Source organism: Streptomyces barringtoniae, from assembly GCF_020819595.1.
In the GTDB taxonomy this organism is placed as follows: Bacteria; Actinomycetota; Actinomycetes; order Streptomycetales; family Streptomycetaceae; genus Streptomyces; species Streptomyces barringtoniae.
The window spans coordinates 441731-457283 of record NZ_JAJHNP010000003.1; the positions used below are offsets into that span (position 1 = coordinate 441731).

The window sequence follows — 15553 nt, forward strand, 5'->3', positions numbered from 1 at the left end:
CTCCCGGTGAGCGGTGCGAGATGTTTTCCAGCTTAGGAGCGAGTGCTCTCCGGTGGCGTGGGAAGGCGCTGCGAGGAATGGTGAGAGTGTGCCCCGTTCGGCGGCACCGGCACGGATGCGGTCATCCGGACCGAGGAGGAGGCATCATGTCGACGATCACACCCGACGAGTCCCGGTCGTCCGACGACCACTGCACCCCGGACGCCCTGCTCCACTCCGCACCCTCCAGGGATGTCACCCCGGAGGACCTGGTGATGGCGGCGGGCAGGGACGTCACACCGAAGAACCTCGAGTGGGCACGCCGCAAGATGGAGAAGGAGGGCCCGACAGCCATCGAGAGGCTGATGCCGTAGGGCAGTCCGGGGAAACCAGCAGGCTCATTGTCAACGGGGGCACGTCAGCCGACCTCAAGGGGCGCGGGGCCGTATTCGACATGCGGCTCCGCCGCGGGCGCGAGCGACCACGCACGACCCGCGCCCGCACGAACCCCTACGGCACGGTGACGTCTACGGCACGCGACGTCTACGGCACGGTGGCGTCGTCGGCCACACACACCACCCGCACCCAGCGCACGGCGTTGTTGGCAAGGCCACCTCGGTTCCAGTGCTGCTCAAGGGGCTGGGTGAAACCGCCGGCGTCGGTCGCTCGCGCACCCACCGCATGCTCCCCAGGCGTGGCGGACCAGGCGTGGTGCCAGGACCGCCAGGCCCACCGGTGCGCGTCCACGACCGGGTCGAGAACAGCCGCCTCCCAGCTCGCGCCGCGGTCGACGCTGACCTCCACCGAGGAGACGGGCGCCCGCCCGGACCAGGCACGGCCGAAGAGCCTCACCGGCCCCGGCCGCACCACCCGCGTCCGGGACATGAAGTCGGGAAACCCCGGCGGGACCAGCAGTGCGCGCGGCGCGATCCTCGTGACCGGCTCGCCCGGTTCGTCGGCGCTGCGCCGGATCCGATAGGCGACCGACTGCTGGAAGCCCGTGAACGGCACGTCGCTCACCGTGACCGAGCGCAGCCACTTCACCTGGGCCATGCCGTACCAGCCGGGCACGATCAGCCGCAGCGGCCGGCCGTGCTGCGGCGGCAGCGGCGCGCCGTTCATGGCGGTGGCGACCAGCACCTCGGGGTCGTCGCCGGTGGCCACGGCCAGGGACAGGGCGCGCTGGTAGTCCTGCTCGACACCGCGCTCGACACCGTGATCGGCGCCGGTGAAGACGACGTCGGCGGCCGCCGGGTCCGCGCCCGCCTCGGCGAGCAGCAGCCTGAGCGGCACTCCGGTCCAGTCGGCGGTGCCGACCGCCTCCACCAGCCAGGGCTGGCTGACCGGCCGGGGTGTGAGCAGGGCCCGGCCGTTGCCCGCGCACTCCAGGGTCACCCGGGTGGTGACCTGCGCGAACGACAGCAGATCGGCGAGCGACAGGTCGAGCGGGGTGCGCACCCGGCCGTCGACGGTCAGCCGCCAGGCACCGACGTCCGGCACGTAGGGGATGTCGTAGTGCGTGAGGACGTAGTGCAGTCCGGGCGGGGTGACGTCGTGCCGCAGTGCCTCCAGGGGCAGACCGTGGTTGCGGGCGGCGAGCGCGAGTTCGTCCGCGCCGATGCCCTCGCCGGGACCGGCCAGCCGGGCGGGGGCGCTGACGTCGCCGGGTCGCTGGCCCATGGCGTCATTGTCCTCCAGGGGCTCCGGCGCGGCGACAAGAGCGGGCACCGGCGGTAACTCCCGTGCCGTTCCGGTGATTTCGGCGCCGACGCGTCCCGGTCCGGACGTACGCGTTCACCCATGCCGCTGCGTGCGGCCGCAGCGAACGGATCGAGCCCTCGCCTCGGGTCTTCGGCTGTCCGAGGAATTGCGCTCATCGGATTGGGTGACTATCTGCGAAGCCTCCGTCCCTCGCGCATATGCCCCGCCTGAAATGAGTCCCGTCACGACGAGGCGGGCAGGTGGCCGCCCAGGCCGGCGGCCCGCCGCTCACACGGCGCCCGGCTGGCGCCAGAAGAGAAGGGACTTCGAATGCGCGTACCGCGCGCCTTCGTGAGGAGCGCCCTCGCATCGCTCCTCCTGCTGATCGGCACCTCCCCGGCCACGGCGCACGCCGACCACCCCCGTGCGGGGAACAAGGCTCCCTGCCCGACCACGCACCGCACCCGCGTGCCCGGCTTCGAACCGCCAAAGCAGTACACGCCCTACTACCGCAACGACTGGCGGCTGGGACCCAAGTCCCTGCCCCGGACGGGGCCTCTCGGCAAGATGCTGAAGGGATATCAACGCACGGACCACACCTCCGCCAACCGGTTCCTCGCGTGCTACTGGCAGACCGGCACCGCGACGGAGAAGCCGGGCTGGTGGTTCCCGGACAACGACGGCTTCGTGCTGAAGAACGGCAAGCCGGTCGAGCACCCTGTGACACTCCGCAAGGGCCAGCTGGTCGACCTCTTCGGCAGCGGTCTCGGCAGCTTCCTCGCCCCGGCGGGCACGCCCTACGCCAAGCGCGCGATCCCGCCGAGCAATCTCGACCAGTACGTCGAGTACTGTCCGTTCAGCTACCACCTGTACCGGGTCGTCAAGCCGTTCACCGTCGATGCCGGCCCGATCCGTCCCTGGTTCGGCCAGCCCGGCCTTGGCCTCCAGTACAAGACGCGCGAGAAGATCCCCCAGCTCGCCACCGAACACAAGCTGGAGGAAATCCCCACCTGACGAGACGACGCCCGGGGTGGCCCCGGACCTGTCAGGCCGGGCCACCTCCGGAGCAGGCGGAAGGACGGATCCCTTGGACAGCGCGGAACTCGCCGGAAGACTCCGCGGGGCGGGTGTTCCCGAGGCGTTCTACGAGATCGCCGGTGTCCACGATGTGCCGGTCCAACTGGACGCCTACTACTTCCTGCGCCGTGAGGCGGGCGCCTGGACCGTCGGCCTGCGCCAACGCTCCCAGGACAGCGACATACGGCGTTTCGACACGGAGGCCGAAGCCTGTGAGTACCTCTACGACACGCTCGTGCGGGTGTCCTCCCGGCCTTCGGGGGCCGCAGAACCCCTGGAGGAGCTCCTGGCGGACGCCGACGAGATCCAGCGGCAGGCGTGGGCGGACTTCCATCGGCACCGTGGAACGGCTGACGATGCCTGACCTGGCGTAACCCGGTCAGCGGCATGGTGATCCCTCGAAGACGGCGCAACGGGCCCCGCCGTGGCCTCAGACCGGGTCGACCGCGGTCGCGTCGCTCACCGTGTCGTGCACCTTGAGGTCATGGGTGGGGTTTGCGATGCGCAGGACTCTGCGCACGCGCCCCGGGGGGACGACCAGGCGCACCGTGCCGCCGCGTCGGGCGGCCGTGTGGTGGGCGCCGACGAGCGCACTCAGCCCGCGTGCGTCACAGAAGGTGACGCCACCGAGGTCGATGATCACTTGGGGCAGCCCGCCATGGTCTGCCACGAGGTCTTCGAGATGCGCGCGCAGTCGCGGCGCGGTCAGGATGTCGATCGGGCCTGCCAGGCTGGCGACCGTCCAGCCGTCGAGGCGGCCCAGAGACACCCTCAGCTCCGTCTCTCCCTCTCCCCAACGGTCCTCGCTGCCCATGGCGCACCTCCCATCACCCCCCACGGGCAGCGTCATCTGCCCGTGAGGGCGTGGATAGGGGCACTCGGCCCCCATGGGACGCCACATGTCCCCTAATACTGGGCCGGTCGGCCCACGCCCGCCGCACCGCTCGACGCCGCCGTCTCCTTCCAGGGGGCGGCGGCACCGGCGATGCCTCTCGGCCGGCAGGCTCAGGTCTCCTCCTCCACCACGTGCACCGCTGCCTCCTCCGCGCCCGCCGCTCCCCCGTCCACGCCCACGTCCCGCGCGACCTCCTCCTTCGAGGTGTCCGGGTGCACGCCCTCGTCCGGGGCCACCAGGCGGCCGGCTCGGGGCCCGCCCGCCTCGGGGTCGAGGGGCTCGCCCTCGCCGCCGGGCCCACACTGGGCCGGTCGGCCCACGCCCGCCGCACCGCTCGACGCCGCCGTCTCCTTCCAGGGGGCGGCGGCACCGGCGATGCCTCTCGGCCGGCAGGCTCAGGTCTCCTCCTCCACCACGTGCACCGCTGCCTCCTCCGCGCCCGCCGCTCCCCCGTCCACGCCCACGTCCCGCGCGACCTCCTCCTTCGTGGTGTCCGGGTGCGCGCCCTCGTCCGGGGCCACCAGGCGGCCGGCTCGGGGCCCGCCCGCCTCGGGGTCGAGGGGCTCGCCCTCGCCGCCGGGCAGGTCGCCGATGTCGTCGCCCGGTGGTGCGCTCACGTCCGCCACCTCCTGGCCGAGCCGCTCGTCCAGGGTCTCCCCCGCGCGCTGCTCGGCGGCGGTGGTGCCCTTCTTGGTGACGGCGAGGGGGCGTTCGGGCGGGGAGTAGCCCTCGTCGAGGACGTCGTCGTAGGTGCGCTCGTCGACCGCGTCCTGGAGGTCCAGGGGGCCGGCGTCCGCTTGTTCCTCGTTGGTTCCGGTGGGCTGGTAGGCGTCGTCCGCCATCGGGGTCTGCTCCGACTGCGGGTCGCTCATGGTCGCCTCCCTCTGGGCTCGCGGGCGGTCCCGGTCCGCGTTTCCCGCCAGGCGGGCGGCTAACCCCGGTCAGGACCCCGACTGCTCCGCCGGGGCGAGGCTCTGCGTCCACTTCTCCTCGATGCGGCCCGCCTTCCACACCAGCAGGGCGATCGCCCAGGTGGCGAAGAACAGGCCGACGATCACGAAGCCGACGGTGTTGAGGTCGAGGCCGGAGATCCAGTCCCAGAAGGCGCCGTGCAGGCCGAGCTTGTCGGCGAGGAGGCCGAGGAGTTCGACGGTGCCGATGATGAGGGCGACGGCGACGGACAGACCGGTGATGGTGAGGTTGTAGTAGACCTTGCGGACCGGCTTGGAGAACGCCCACTCGTAGGCGAAGTTCATGAACGAGCCGTCGATGGTGTCCAGCAGGGACATGCCGGCCGCGAAGAGGACGGGCAGGCAGAGGATCGCGTACCAGGGCAGGCCGGAGGCGGCGCCGGAGCCGGCGAGGACCAGCAGGGCGATCTCCGTCGCGGTGTCGAAGCCGAGGCCGAACAGCAGGCCCAGCGGGTACATCTGCCACGGCTTGCTGATCGAGCCGGTGACCCGGCCCAGCAGGCGGTTCATGAAGCCGCGGTTGTTCAGCTGCGTCTCCAGCGCGGCCTCGTCGTAGGCGCCGGAGCGCATCTGCCGGAAGACCTTCCAGATACCGGCGAGGATGACGAGGTTGATGCCGGCGATCAGGTAGAGGAAGGTGCCGGAGACCGTCGTACCGATCAGGCCGGTCACCTCGTGCAGGTGTGAGTTGTCGTCGCGGACCGGTCCGGCGAGGGTCTTCATGCCGAGCGAGAGCAGCAGGGAGAGGCCGAAGACGATGCTGGAGTGGCCGAGGGAGAACCAGAAGCCCACCGACAGCGGGCGCTGTCCCTGCCCCATGAGCTTGCGGGTGGTGTTGTCGATCGCCGCAATGTGGTCGGCGTCGAAGGCGTGCCGCATGCCGAGGGTGTAGGCGGTGACGCCGATGCCGATGCCGAAGGACTGGGTGCCGACGCTGAAGTGCTGCGGCGCGATGATCCCGACCAGGGTGCCCCAGCCGATGATGTGCAGGGCGAGCACGAAGGCGGCCATCGAACCGACCCTGGTCCACTCCTGCCGCGTCATGGAGCGGCGGACACGCTGCCAGGCCGAGCGCTTGGCGTCGGCCTGGACGGGGAGGGACGGAGCGGAACCAGGGGCGGCCGTCATCGGGAGGGTCTTTCCTATCGCTGTGCGGGAACGGCTGCGCTGCGCAACCGTGCGCCATCATTCCGCACCTGCAACTGATGTGCAATAGCGACCGCAGGGGGTGCTACGCCGACAGCATGCCCCGGCCCAGCCAGTCCTCGGCGTCCCGTACGCCGGGCAGGGCGAAGAAGTAGCCGCCGCCCGTCGGGGAGATGTAGTCCACCAGGGGCTCGTCGATCAGCCGGGTCTGCACGGCCTCGAACTGGCGCTTGACGTCCTGGTTGTAGCAGCAGAAGACCAGGCCCATGTCGAGGTTGCCGACGTTGTCCACGCCCCGGTCGTAGTTGTAGCCGCGGCGCAGGATGCGGGAGCTGTCGGTCGAGGCCTTGCGCGGGTTGGCGAGGCGGATGTGGGCGTCGAGCGGGATCGCGGTGCCGTGCGGGTCCTTGGCGTACTGGGGGATGTCGGTCTCCTTCGCGCCGTCGAGCGGGGCGCCGGTGTCCTTGCGGCGGCCGAACATCTTCTCCTGCTCGGTGAGCGAGACCCGGTCCCAGAACTCGACCAGCATCCGGATGATCCGGATGACCTGGTAGCTGCCGCCCGTGGTCCAGGCGGGCTCGCCCTGGCCGTCGCCGACCCAGATCAGCTTGTTCGTCTCGCGCGCGGAGGTGACGTCCGGGTTGGCGATGCCGTCCTTGAAGCCGAGCAGGTTGCGCTGGGCGCCGGTGGGACGCGGGGCGTTCTGGAAGCCGTCGATGCGCCACTTGATCTGCATGGCGCCGCGGGTGTGCCGGGCTATGTCGCGCAGGGCGTGGAGCACGGTGTCCGTGCTCTGGGCGCAGATCTGCAGGGACAGGTCGCCGTGGCACTCGGCCGCGTTCAGGTTGTCGTTGGGGAAGGTCCGCATCGGGGTGAGCCTGGCGGGCCTTGCCTTGGCGAGGCCGTAGCGCTCGTCGAAGAGGGAGGCGCCGACACCGACGGTGACGGTGAGGCCGTCGGAGGGGACCTCGGGGCCGAGGATGCCGCTGTCCGAGGGCGGGGCGCCGACGCCCAGGTCGGTGGGGGTGCCGCCGGAGGTGAGGAAGCGGGCCCGCTCGGTGATGGTCTTCAGCAGGTCGGTCAGGCCCTTGCGGTCGTCCGCGATGACGTCCAGGGAGACGAAGGTGGCGGCGGCCGGTGCCGGGGTGACGATGCCGGCCTGGTGGGCGCCGTGGAAGGGGACCTTGGCGGTGCCGTCGGCGTTCGCCGACCGGGCCTGCGCGGTGCCGCCGCTCTCGCCGAGGGCGAAGCCGCCGCCGGCCAGGACCGCTCCGGCGGCACCGGCGCCCAGCGCGGTCCGCACGAAGGAGCGGCGGGCGGGGCCGACCGGGCAGGCCGACGGTTCGGCAGTGGACATCGCAGGGTTCCCTTCGGGGTGCGGGTGCGCGGACATCATCGGGCAGGCTTCGGTCATCAGGCGGACTTCCGGATCTCGAGCAGGTCCGGGATCGGCGCGAGGTCTTCCAGCAGCTGCCCTGTGGCGCCGTTCAGCCGCTGCCGGTCGGTCGCGGCGAGCTGGTCGACGGGGGTCCAGTGGGTGCCGTCGTGGGCCGCGTCCAGGAGTTTCTGCACGCGGGCGATGTCGGCGTCGACCGTCGGCAGCAGCTTCGGGGCGCGGCTGGTGAGCAGCGGCTCGAGGACGGTGAGCAGCTCGCGGGTGCCGGCGAGGTTGGCGTCGGCGGTGGCGAGGCACGTGCCGCTGCCCTCGTCGGTGTCGCCGGTCAGCTCGAACTGGAGCGTGTTCTCCAGGATCTCGTGGGCGCGCAGCGGCAGGTCGCCGGGGTCGAAGTCCTGGCTCGGGAAGGCCGTCCGCAGCCCGGCGGCGTCGGCGGCGAGCTGCCGGGCGGGGCCGGTCAGGTCCTTGGCGGACTGGCCGTGCCACAGGCCGTACTCGAGGCGGAGGAAGCCGGTGAAGCCCTTGTCCCGCTCGCCGTCGGGAAGTCCGTCGGCGCGGCCGTCGATCTTCTTGTCGTAGTCCTCGAAGGTGCCGTAGGCGGCGCCGAGGGAGGCGTAGCTGCGGTGGGCGGTGAGCCAGTCGGTGCGGGCCTTGTCGAGGTGGCCGTGCTCGATGTCGTCGTCCAGGGTGCGGGTCTGGGTGACGAGGGTGTCCAGCCCCTGCTCGACGTACGTCTTGTACGCCTTCAGGGGTGCGGCGAGGTCCTGTTCGGAGACCGGGACGACCGGCTTCGCCGCGCCGCCGCCGCTCACGGTGACCGGCTTGGAGGTGACGGCCCTGCCGCCGGTGGGGACGCAGCGCCAGGCGTAGGTGCCGCCGGAGACGGTGGCGACGAGGTCGCGGGTGGTGCCGGGGGCGAGGCCCTCGATCTCGCCGTAGACCGCGCTGGTCGACGGGTCGATGAGGTACACCTCGGAGGTCTTGCCGCCGGTGTTCTGCATCTGGAAGGTCTGCCGGCCCGGCTTGGGCGCGGTGAAGCCCTTGCCGCACTCGGTCTCGGAGACGGCGACGGTCTGGTCACCGGCGGGCTTGGGCCGGGAGAGGGCGACGACGAGTCCGGCGATCACGGCGGGTACGGCGACGACGGCGGCGGGCACCACCCAGACCGGCCGCCGCCGCTCGGGCCGGCCGGCCTTCGGCTCGTGCTCGGGGCGTTCCTTCGTCGGCTTGGGGCCCGTGGTCCGCACGCCGCGCACGAACAGGGTCATCACGACGGCCAGGTAGCCGACGTAGGCCACCACCTGGAGCCAGGTCATGGTCGGGGTGAGGTTGAGGACGCCCTGGATCAGGGTGCTGTACCAGGAACCGGCGTCGACGCTGCTCGCCAGGTCGACCGCGTAGGCCGTCTTCCCGGGCAGCACGCCGCCCTCCTGGAGGTCGCGCAGGCCGTAGCCGAGGACACCGGCCGCGATGACGATCAGAACGGCGCCGGTGGCGGTGAAGAACTTCGTCAGGTTGATCTTCAGCACGCGCCGGTACAGGCCCCAGCACAGGCCCGCCGCGAGGACGAGGCCGATGGCGGCGCCGGTCAGCGGTCCGGCCGACTCGCCGGCCGCCTGTGCGGTGGTCCACAGGAACAGGGCCGTCTCCAGGCCCTCACGGCCGACCGCGAGGAAGGAGGTGAGGACCAGCACGCCGGAGCCCATGGCGAGGGCGCCGGTCACCTTCTCCTTCAGCTCACCGGAGAGGCTGCGGGCCGAGCGGCGCATCCAGAAGACCATGGCGGTGACGAAGGCGACGGCGATCACGCTGAGGGTGCCGCCGAACGCCTCCTGGGCGGTCTGCGGCATGGACGCGGCGGTGAAGGTGAGCACCGCGCCGAAGCTCATCGCCACGGCGACGGCGGCCAGGACGCCGGTCCACACCTGGGGCAGCCGCGAGCGCGCCTCGGCCCGCACCAGGGTGGCCACCAGGATGGAGACGATGAGTCCGGCTTCGAGTCCCTCCCTGAGTCCGATCAGGAAACTCGGAAACGCGTCGTCCCACATGCCCTGCTGCCCTCCCTGTTAGTTAGTGAAGGCATACCTTACCTTCGCGGACCATCATGACCATGTCCAAGTAGTCGACCGGTCACGAAGCAGTAATGGGCAGGCAAAGTCCGGGAACGTTCGCCACTCTCCGTTCGTCTTCGGTCCGGTGGACCGTCTACAAATGTGTAGTCGGATCTTTGTCGCAATCGAAGACGAGCCGAAGTCCAAGTCGAAGTCGTAGTCGAAGGAAAGGGCGTACGGCGATGGCCACTCCCCCACACCTGGCGTCGCAGCTCGCGGTCAACGTGCTCGACGCCCATTCGCTGCTCGCCACCTTCGGCGTGCTCGGCGTCGGCGTGGTGCTCTTCGCGGAGACGGGCCTGCTGATCGGATTCTTCCTGCCCGGAGACTCCCTGCTGTTCACGGCGGGCCTGCTGTGCACGGGCAGGTCCGACAGCGGGGTGCACCTCTCGCTCGGGCCGCTGCTCGTCACGGCGGCCGTCGGCGCGCTGGCCGGTTCGCAGTGCGGGTTCCTGATCGGCCGGAAGGCGGGCGGCGCGCTGCTGGCCCGCAGCCGCTCGGCCAAGCTGCGCGAGGGCGCCCAGCGTGCCGAGGAACTCCTGGACCGGTACGGACACGCGAAGGCGATCGTGCTGGCCCGCTTCATCCCCGTGGTGCGCACCGTGCTGAACCCGCTGGCGGGCGCCCTCGAGGTCCCGGCCCGGACCTTCACCCTCTGGCAGGTGGCCGGCGGGCTCGTGTGGAGCCTCGGTCTCACGCTCGGCGGATACGCGCTGGGCTCCTCGATCCCGAACGTCGACAAGTACCTGCTGCCGATGATCGCGCTGATCGTCGCCGTGTCCCTCCTCCCGCTCGCGGCCGAGGTGCTGCGCTCCCGCAAAGCGGCCAAGGAAGCCCGCTGATGCCGTCCCCCCTGCCGGGCTCGTCGGCGGACGGTCCGCCCCACATCGACGTGGTGCACCTCGCCCGCCGCTCATCCGGCCGGGCGGACGACGCCGTCGGCGCGTGGACGGCGTACGGCGCGGGGGTGTGCACGCCGCTCAGGGGGGTGGGCCGGTGGCGGGCCCGCCGGGACGGAGCGAGCGGGGCGACCGTTCCGGTGGCGGTGCCGGCGCTGTGCACGGTGAACAGCGCCGTGAAGCCGCCGGCCGCAGCGGGCCGGTCCGGCCGGGGCCCGGTCTTCCGCACTCCGGTGTCGCGGCCCGCAGGGGGCGGTGAGGACAATCCGCACGGCATCGGCGCGCTCGTCGGCCTCCTTGCCTCGATCGCCCCGCCCCGTCGGCCGGGGCGGCTGTCGGGGACCCGGCTGCGCCCACTGCAGGTGGCGGGAACCGCATGAAGCCCAGGAACATCGCGGAGCGGGCGGGCACGGTGGCCCTGGGCGCCTGGATGGCGTTCGCTGCGCTGGCCGCCGTGCTGGTGAGCGACCAGGGCAGCCCGCTCGACCTGGACCAGGGCCTGCTGTCCTGGTCCGTCGGGCACCGACCGCCGGTCGCGGTGGCGGTGGCCCGCGGCCTGACCGCCACGGGCACGGGGGTCGTGCCGTACGTCCTGGTGGTCCTGGCCGGGCTGATCGCCGGACGCACCGGGCGGCAGCGGCTGGAGGCCGTGCTGCTCTGCGCGGTCTGCCTGGGCACGGGCCAGGCGGTGCGGTACGGCGTGATGGAGCTGGTCGCCAGGGCCCGGCCGTCGCAGTACGACTGGCAGACCCACGCCTCCGGCTGGTCCTTCCCCTCCGGTCACACCACCACGGCCGCGCTGACGGCGGGCCTGCTGACAGTGGCCCTGTGCCTGCGTGCCCCGCGCGGCAGGACCGTGTTGTGTCTGCTGGTCGCGTGCTGGGGAGCCGGGGTCGGGCTGACCCGTGTCTTCCTGGGCGTGCACTGGTTCACCGACGTGGTCGGCGGCTGGCTGCTCGCCGTCGGCTGGCTCGGTGTCTTCGTCTGCGCGGTGGCCCGGTGGCTGCCCGGTCGATACGTCCCCCGTGCCCCGGAGCCGGGCACACCCCACCCGAACGACGCGGCCGACGGGCCGGTGGAGAGACATGCATCCCAGGATCCTCATCGTCGAAGACGATCACGCCCTGCGTGACGTGCTGCGGCGTGGTCTGCAGGACGAGGAGTTCGACACGGTGTGCGCCGGCGACGGCGCCACCGCCCTGCGGCTGGCGACACCGGACGTGTCCGCCGTCGTACTGGACGTCGGCCTGCCCGATGCCGACGGCCGCGACGTCTGCCAGGCGATGCGGGCCAACGGCTTCCTCGCCCCGGTCCTCTTCCTGACCGCCCGGCAGGGACTCACGGACCGCCTGTCCGGCTTCTCGGCCGGCGGGGACGACTATCTGCCCAAGCCGTTCCACCTCGCCGAGCTGGCCGCCCGGCTGCGCGCCGCCCTGCGCCGGACCGCGCCCGCGGCCCCGGCCGCCGCCGCGGGCGGACTCGTGCTGGACGCCGTCCGGCACAGCGCCACCGTGCACGGCAGGCGCGTCGACCTCACGCCGACGGAGTTCCGGCTGCTGGCGGCGCTCACCGCGGCCGGCGGGGAGCTGGTGCGGCGCCGCGATCTGGTCCGCGCGGGCTGGCCGGAGGGGGCGCAGGTCAGCGACAACACGCTGGACCAGTACCTGACCCGGCTGCGCCGCAAGCTGCGCGCGGCGGGCAGCGAGAGGACCATCGCCACCGCGCGCGGTATCGGCCACCGCCTGACCTGAGGCCGCACCACCACACGGCCTCGTGCCGGCATTGCCCGCCCCGGCGCCCGTCGGCCCCGGTCCGGCTCGCGCCCCGCTCCACAGCCGTCAGGGCGCGGCGTGTGGGCCGTCCGGGCGGGCCGTGCGCTGGCGTACCGTCTCGCGGCTGAGCTCCTCGGTCTCCGGCTCCGGCAGCCGCTCGAAGCCGTCCGCCGTGATCACGCAGCCGACGGGGAAGATACGGCGGTGCACATCGGGACCTCCGGTCGCCGAGTCCTCGTCCGCCGCGTCGTACAGCGCCTGGAGCGCGACGAGGACGGCCTCGCGCCGGCCGAGGCCGGGCCGGTACAGCTTCTTCAGGGCGCCCCGGGCGTAGGGGGAGCCTGAACCCTCGGCGTAGAAGTCGCACTTCTCGTAGAGGCCGCCGGCCGCGTCGAAGCCGAAGATGCGGCCGCACCCGCCGTCGGGCGCGCTGAGGTCGTACCCCGCGAGCAGTGGGACGACGGCGAGGCCCTGCATGGCCTGGGCGAGGTTGTCCCGGATCCTGGCCGCGAGCCGGGTCGCCCTGCCGGCCAGGGTCATGGGGATGCCCTCGATCTTCTCGAAGTGCGTGAGCTCGACCTGGTAGAGCCGCACCATGTCGACGGCGAGGCCGACGGTGCCGGCGAAGGCGACGGCCGTGTAGTCGTCGGCGGGGTGCACCTTCTCCAGGTCGCGCTGGGCGATCAGGTTGCCCATGGTGGCCCGGCGGTCTCCGGCGATCAGAACCCCGTCGCGGTAGGTGAGGGCGAGCACGGTGGTGCCGTGCGGGAACCGGTCGGCGGGAGTCCGCGCCCCGGCGGGCAGCACAGGCGCCGTGGGCAGCAGCCCGGGACGGTGCACGGCCAGGAACTCGGTGAAGGACGAGGTCCCCGGCGTGAAGAACGCCTCGCTCGGCAGCCCCGCTGTGTCGCTCCCCGCCATGACGCTCCCCCTCGTGTGACGGCACCCCGACTCCTACCTGCGGCGGGCGCTCGGGAAACGCCCGGTCCGTCACAGGGCATTGCGCCGCACCAGCACCCCGAGCACCAGCAGCCCCGGAAGCAGGGGCAGCCACACGGTCAGCAGCCGGTACCCGAGCACGGCCGAGGCGGCGGCCGCGCCGGGGGCACCGGAGACGGTGAGGGCGAGGACGAGCGCCGCGTCCAGGGAGCCGAGCCCGCCCGGGGTGGGCAGCAGGGCGGCGGCGCTGCTGGCAGCGAGGTAGAGGAGGGCCACCTGGAGCGGTGGCAGCGGCAGTTCCACCGCCTGGGTGACGGCGATGAGGACGAGCGAGTGCAGCGCGGCGAAGGCGAGGGAGCCGCCCCACAGGGCCACCGCTCGCGCGGGACAGGCGTGCAGGGCACGGATGTCGGCCAGGACGGCCGACAGACCCCGGCGGCAGCGCGCCCACCAGGGGGTGACCGGCAGGGCCGCGAGCAGCACGAGTACGCCGAGGGCGACGGCGAGGGCCGTCGGGGTGGGGTGCGGCGGGCGCAGCAGTCCCGGGCAGGCCGGGGCGAGCAGCGCGATCAGTGTCAGGCGGACCGTCGCACCGGCGGTGGCCTTGACGGCGAGGGCGCTGGCCGAGCGGCCGGCGGGCAGTCCGCAGCGCATCAGGAACCTGAGGTTCACCGCGCCCGCGCCGAGCCCGGCGGGCAGCAGGTGGTTGGCTGCGGAGGCGGCGAACTGGGCGGCGACGAGCCGGGATCCGGGCAGCCGCCGTAGCACCGCACCCTGCTGGGCGAGCGCCGAGGCCGCCCAGGTGCCGAGAGCCGCCGTCGCGCCGACCAGCAGCCAGCCCTGGTCGGCTCCGATCAGCCGCCCGGCGCCGCTCTCGAGGGCGGGCCAGTGCCGGCGGGCCAGGTAGAGCCCACCGAGCAGGACGGCGAGCAGGACGCCGGCGTGCCAGCAGGCCTGCCGGCGGCCCAGGGACGGGGCGGGTTCCGGCGGGGACTGAAGTGGCCGTTCCCGGGTACGGGGCGGGGACGTCATCGGCCGCCCCCGGGCACGGAGTAGTACAGCCGTTGTCCGTCGAGCGGTTCGGACGGCCAGTCGCGGGCGTAGCCGGGCGGCCGGGTGCCGTCGGGAACCAGCGCGGCGACCGGGATCCGCCGGGCGGTCCCGACGATGGCCTCCCCGGTGCTGTTGGCGTTGTGCCCGGTCGTCTCGGCCGAGGAGCATCCGGTGTAGAAGGCGACGGGGATGGCACCGTCCCCGGTGAGCAGGCAGGGCGGGCGGACGCCGAGCCGGTGCAGGGAGGCGGCGGTGCGGGACCAGCCGCGACGGTCCTCGGTGGTGTTGTGGACCGTGTTCTCCAGGACGGCCAGCTGCACCGCGAGATGGGCGGCGAGTCCGAGGCAGACCAGGGTGGCGACGACCGGGCGCCAGGGCCGGCGCCGCGCCGTGACCAGGTACGTCAGTGCGTCGGCGACCGGGAGGGCGAGCAGGGCGTAGGCCGGCAGCAGGAAGCGCGGGGCGGCGTAGCCGATCATGAACAGGTACGGGAAGGCGGCGGTGGCCGCGCACGCCAACGGCAGCAGCGTGACCGTCGTACGCCGGGCGCGGACGGCGACGACGAGCCCGAGCACGGCGAGCAGCGGCAGGACGAACCACCAGACGGTGACCAGCGGGTTGGGGAGGGCGCCGGTGCACGGCCGGCACAGCGCCCGGCCGCTGAGGCTGCGCAGCTGGTCGACGACGGCGAGGTGCCAGCCGAGGCCGCCCTGGATCGCCGAGCCCTCGGACAGCCGGCGCACCGGGCCGCCGTAGTCGGCGTACGCCTCGACCACCCAGTCGGCGGCACCGGCCGCGAGCCCGGCGAGCAGCACCACGAGCGCCCGCCGGTGGCGGCGTGCGAGGCCGAGGGCGAGAAGCGGCAGCACCGCCCAGACGGCGTCCATGGGCCGCATCAGGGCCATGAGCGCGGCACTCGCCGCCAGGCCCCACAGGGCGCTGCGGTCGGCGCGGGCGCGCAGGAAACATCCGACGGCGGCCAGGGCACCGACGGCGACCCAGTAGTTGGGCATGGCCTGCGGGCCGTAGAACAGGGTGACCCACAGGGAGGCGAGGAGGGCGCCGGAGAGGGCGAGGACGCGTACCGGGAACAGGCAGCGCCAGGCGCGCAGAGCCAGGTACAGGGCGAGGCCGGACAGGACGGCGAGGTAGGTCCGCAGCAGGGCCGTGGAGGTGGACCAGGAGGCGACGGGCGCGACGAGCAGGGAGACGCCCCGGGCCCGGGGTGCGCTGAAGAAGGCGGCGGGGGCCTGGGGACTGACCTGGCTGACGTACACCGCCTCGTCCCAGCCGAGGCCCATGCCGGGCCGGACCAGGAGCAGTTGGGCCAGGGTGAAGGCAGCGGCGACGGCCGCGAGCGGGGCGGTGGCGGGGACCGGCCGGGTGCCGTCGGACGTGCGCGGTGAGCGTGAGCGCCGGAGTCCGGCGAGTGTGGCGTGCGCGCTGCCGGCCATCATCACCCCTCTGCCCCCACGGCGTGTGGAGACCCTTGTCACCCTACAACCCGTAGGGTCCAGGACGGGAGTCGGGGAAAACACCGTCAAACTACCGCGAATACCTGCCTGATGCCGGGCGGACGGGGCCATCCGGCCGACGGCACTACGCGCTGTAAGG

At 72.8% G+C, this 15553-nt stretch carries 17 protein-coding genes; 7 read left to right on the top strand and 10 right to left on the bottom strand.

Annotated features, from left to right (window positions below; translation table 11 throughout):
- The first annotated feature begins 146 nt into the window (after positions 1-146).
- On the top strand, positions 147-353 hold the full coding sequence (locus LMU33_RS06820; RefSeq protein WP_228618244.1) for a hypothetical protein: 207 nt from the start codon (positions 147-149) through the stop codon (positions 351-353).
- 169 nt (positions 354-522) lie between these two features.
- Here the strand turns inward: LMU33_RS06820 and LMU33_RS06825 are convergent, their stop codons facing one another.
- Positions 523-1659 carry a molybdopterin-dependent oxidoreductase gene (locus LMU33_RS06825; RefSeq protein ID WP_228618246.1) on the bottom strand — a complete coding sequence of 379 codons (1137 nt, stop codon included), beginning with the start codon at positions 1657-1659 and terminating at the stop codon, positions 523-525.
- A 351-nt stretch (positions 1660-2010) separates the two neighbouring features.
- Between LMU33_RS06825 and LMU33_RS06830 the strand changes: the two genes are divergently transcribed.
- Together LMU33_RS06830 and LMU33_RS06835 are read left to right on the top strand one after the other, a co-directional pair.
- Complete coding sequence (locus LMU33_RS06830; protein ID WP_228618248.1) at positions 2011-2694, top strand: TNT domain-containing protein; 684 nt, start codon at positions 2011-2013, stop codon at positions 2692-2694.
- Positions 2695-2767: 73 nt separating this feature from the next.
- Positions 2768-3121 carry a hypothetical protein gene (locus LMU33_RS06835; RefSeq protein ID WP_228618250.1) on the top strand — a complete coding sequence of 118 codons (354 nt, stop codon included), beginning with the start codon at positions 2768-2770 and terminating at the stop codon, positions 3119-3121.
- A 66-nt stretch (positions 3122-3187) separates the two neighbouring features.
- On the opposite strand, the gene LMU33_RS06840 is transcribed toward LMU33_RS06835, so the two are convergent.
- The 6 genes from LMU33_RS06840 to efeU all read right to left on the bottom strand — a co-directional run bounded on the left by LMU33_RS06840 (position 3188) and on the right by efeU (position 9213).
- Complete coding sequence (locus tag LMU33_RS06840; protein WP_228618252.1) at positions 3188-3571, bottom strand: STAS domain-containing protein; 384 nt, start codon at positions 3569-3571, stop codon at positions 3188-3190.
- A gap of 191 nt (positions 3572-3762) precedes the next feature.
- A complete protein-coding gene (locus tag LMU33_RS06845; protein ID WP_372477887.1) occupies positions 3763-3972 on the bottom strand; it encodes a DUF5709 domain-containing protein in 210 nt (69 codons plus the stop codon).
- 75 nt (positions 3973-4047) lie between these two features.
- Complete coding sequence (locus tag LMU33_RS06850) at positions 4048-4524, bottom strand: DUF5709 domain-containing protein (protein ID WP_228618253.1); 477 nt, start codon at positions 4522-4524, stop codon at positions 4048-4050.
- 69 nt (positions 4525-4593) lie between these two features.
- A complete protein-coding gene (gene nicT, locus LMU33_RS06855) occupies positions 4594-5751 on the bottom strand; it encodes a Nickel transporter NicT (RefSeq protein WP_228618255.1) in 1158 nt (385 codons plus the stop codon).
- Positions 5752-5854: 103 nt separating this feature from the next.
- Positions 5855-7126 carry an iron uptake transporter deferrochelatase/peroxidase subunit gene (gene efeB, locus LMU33_RS06860; protein ID WP_228618257.1) on the bottom strand — a complete coding sequence of 424 codons (1272 nt, stop codon included), beginning with the start codon at positions 7124-7126 and terminating at the stop codon, positions 5855-5857.
- Positions 7127-7182: 56 nt separating this feature from the next.
- The gene (gene efeU, locus LMU33_RS06865) at positions 7183-9213 is read right to left on the bottom strand and encodes an iron uptake transporter permease EfeU (RefSeq protein ID WP_228618259.1); all 2031 of its coding nucleotides are present in this window, start codon (positions 9211-9213) and stop codon (positions 7183-7185) included.
- 245 nt (positions 9214-9458) lie between these two features.
- On the opposite strand from efeU, the gene LMU33_RS06870 reads away from it, so the two are divergent.
- From LMU33_RS06870 to LMU33_RS06885, 4 genes are read left to right on the top strand one after another with little or no spacing between them, the layout of a single operon-like run.
- Positions 9459-10118, top strand: coding sequence for a DedA family protein (locus tag LMU33_RS06870; protein ID WP_228618260.1), 660 nt, complete (start codon positions 9459-9461; stop codon positions 10116-10118).
- Positions 10118-10555: a hypothetical protein gene (locus tag LMU33_RS06875; protein ID WP_228618262.1), complete on the top strand. Its 438-nt coding sequence runs from the start codon at positions 10118-10120 to the stop codon at positions 10553-10555. Before LMU33_RS06870 ends, LMU33_RS06875 begins: the two co-directional genes overlap by 1 nt.
- Entirely contained in the window at positions 10552-11307 is a 756-nt protein-coding gene (locus tag LMU33_RS06880; RefSeq protein WP_228618264.1) for a phosphatase PAP2 family protein, read from the top strand. Before LMU33_RS06875 ends, LMU33_RS06880 begins: the two co-directional genes overlap by 4 nt.
- Positions 11261-11926: a response regulator transcription factor gene (locus tag LMU33_RS06885; RefSeq protein WP_228618266.1), complete on the top strand. Its 666-nt coding sequence runs from the start codon at positions 11261-11263 to the stop codon at positions 11924-11926. Before LMU33_RS06880 ends, LMU33_RS06885 begins: the two co-directional genes overlap by 47 nt.
- 87 nt (positions 11927-12013) lie before the next feature.
- Here LMU33_RS06885 and prcB read toward each other — a convergent pair whose 3' ends face one another.
- The 3 genes from prcB to LMU33_RS06900 form a co-directional block, all read right to left on the bottom strand.
- Positions 12014-12868: a proteasome subunit beta gene (gene prcB / locus LMU33_RS06890; protein WP_228618268.1), complete on the bottom strand. Its 855-nt coding sequence runs from the start codon at positions 12866-12868 to the stop codon at positions 12014-12016.
- A gap of 69 nt (positions 12869-12937) precedes the next feature.
- Positions 12938-13918, bottom strand: coding sequence for a lysylphosphatidylglycerol synthase transmembrane domain-containing protein (locus tag LMU33_RS06895; protein WP_228618270.1), 981 nt, complete (start codon positions 13916-13918; stop codon positions 12938-12940).
- Complete coding sequence (locus LMU33_RS06900; protein ID WP_228618377.1) at positions 13915-15393, bottom strand: hypothetical protein; 1479 nt, start codon at positions 15391-15393, stop codon at positions 13915-13917. Before LMU33_RS06900 ends, LMU33_RS06895 begins: the two co-directional genes overlap by 4 nt.
- Positions 15394-15553 lie beyond the last annotated feature (160 nt).

Coding starts and splice junctions, on each gene's coding strand:
- LMU33_RS06895 (WP_228618270.1), bottom strand. CDS start 13,918: ATGACGTCCCCGCCCCGTACCCGGGAACGGCCACTTCAGTCCCCGCCG.
- prcB (WP_228618268.1), bottom strand. CDS start 12,868: ATGGCGGGGAGCGACACAGCGGGGCTGCCGAGCGAGGCGTTCTTCACG.
- efeB (WP_228618257.1), bottom strand. CDS start 7,126: ATGTCCACTGCCGAACCGTCGGCCTGCCCGGTCGGCCCCGCCCGCCGC.
- LMU33_RS06825 (WP_228618246.1), bottom strand. CDS start 1,659: ATGGGCCAGCGACCCGGCGACGTCAGCGCCCCCGCCCGGCTGGCCGGT.
- LMU33_RS06840 (WP_228618252.1), bottom strand. CDS start 3,571: ATGGGCAGCGAGGACCGTTGGGGAGAGGGAGAGACGGAGCTGAGGGTG.
- LMU33_RS06870 (WP_228618260.1), top strand. CDS start 9,459: ATGGCCACTCCCCCACACCTGGCGTCGCAGCTCGCGGTCAACGTGCTC.
- LMU33_RS06830 (WP_228618248.1), top strand. CDS start 2,011: ATGCGCGTACCGCGCGCCTTCGTGAGGAGCGCCCTCGCATCGCTCCTC.
- LMU33_RS06880 (WP_228618264.1), top strand. CDS start 10,552: ATGAAGCCCAGGAACATCGCGGAGCGGGCGGGCACGGTGGCCCTGGGC.
- nicT (WP_228618255.1), bottom strand. CDS start 5,751: ATGACGGCCGCCCCTGGTTCCGCTCCGTCCCTCCCCGTCCAGGCCGAC.
- LMU33_RS06875 (WP_228618262.1), top strand. CDS start 10,118: ATGCCGTCCCCCCTGCCGGGCTCGTCGGCGGACGGTCCGCCCCACATC.
- efeU (WP_228618259.1), bottom strand. CDS start 9,213: ATGTGGGACGACGCGTTTCCGAGTTTCCTGATCGGACTCAGGGAGGGA.
- LMU33_RS06885 (WP_228618266.1), top strand. CDS start 11,261: ATGCATCCCAGGATCCTCATCGTCGAAGACGATCACGCCCTGCGTGAC.
- LMU33_RS06850 (WP_228618253.1), bottom strand. CDS start 4,524: ATGAGCGACCCGCAGTCGGAGCAGACCCCGATGGCGGACGACGCCTAC.
- LMU33_RS06900 (WP_228618377.1), bottom strand. CDS start 15,393: ATGGCCGGCAGCGCGCACGCCACACTCGCCGGACTCCGGCGCTCACGC.
- LMU33_RS06820 (WP_228618244.1), top strand. CDS start 147: ATGTCGACGATCACACCCGACGAGTCCCGGTCGTCCGACGACCACTGC.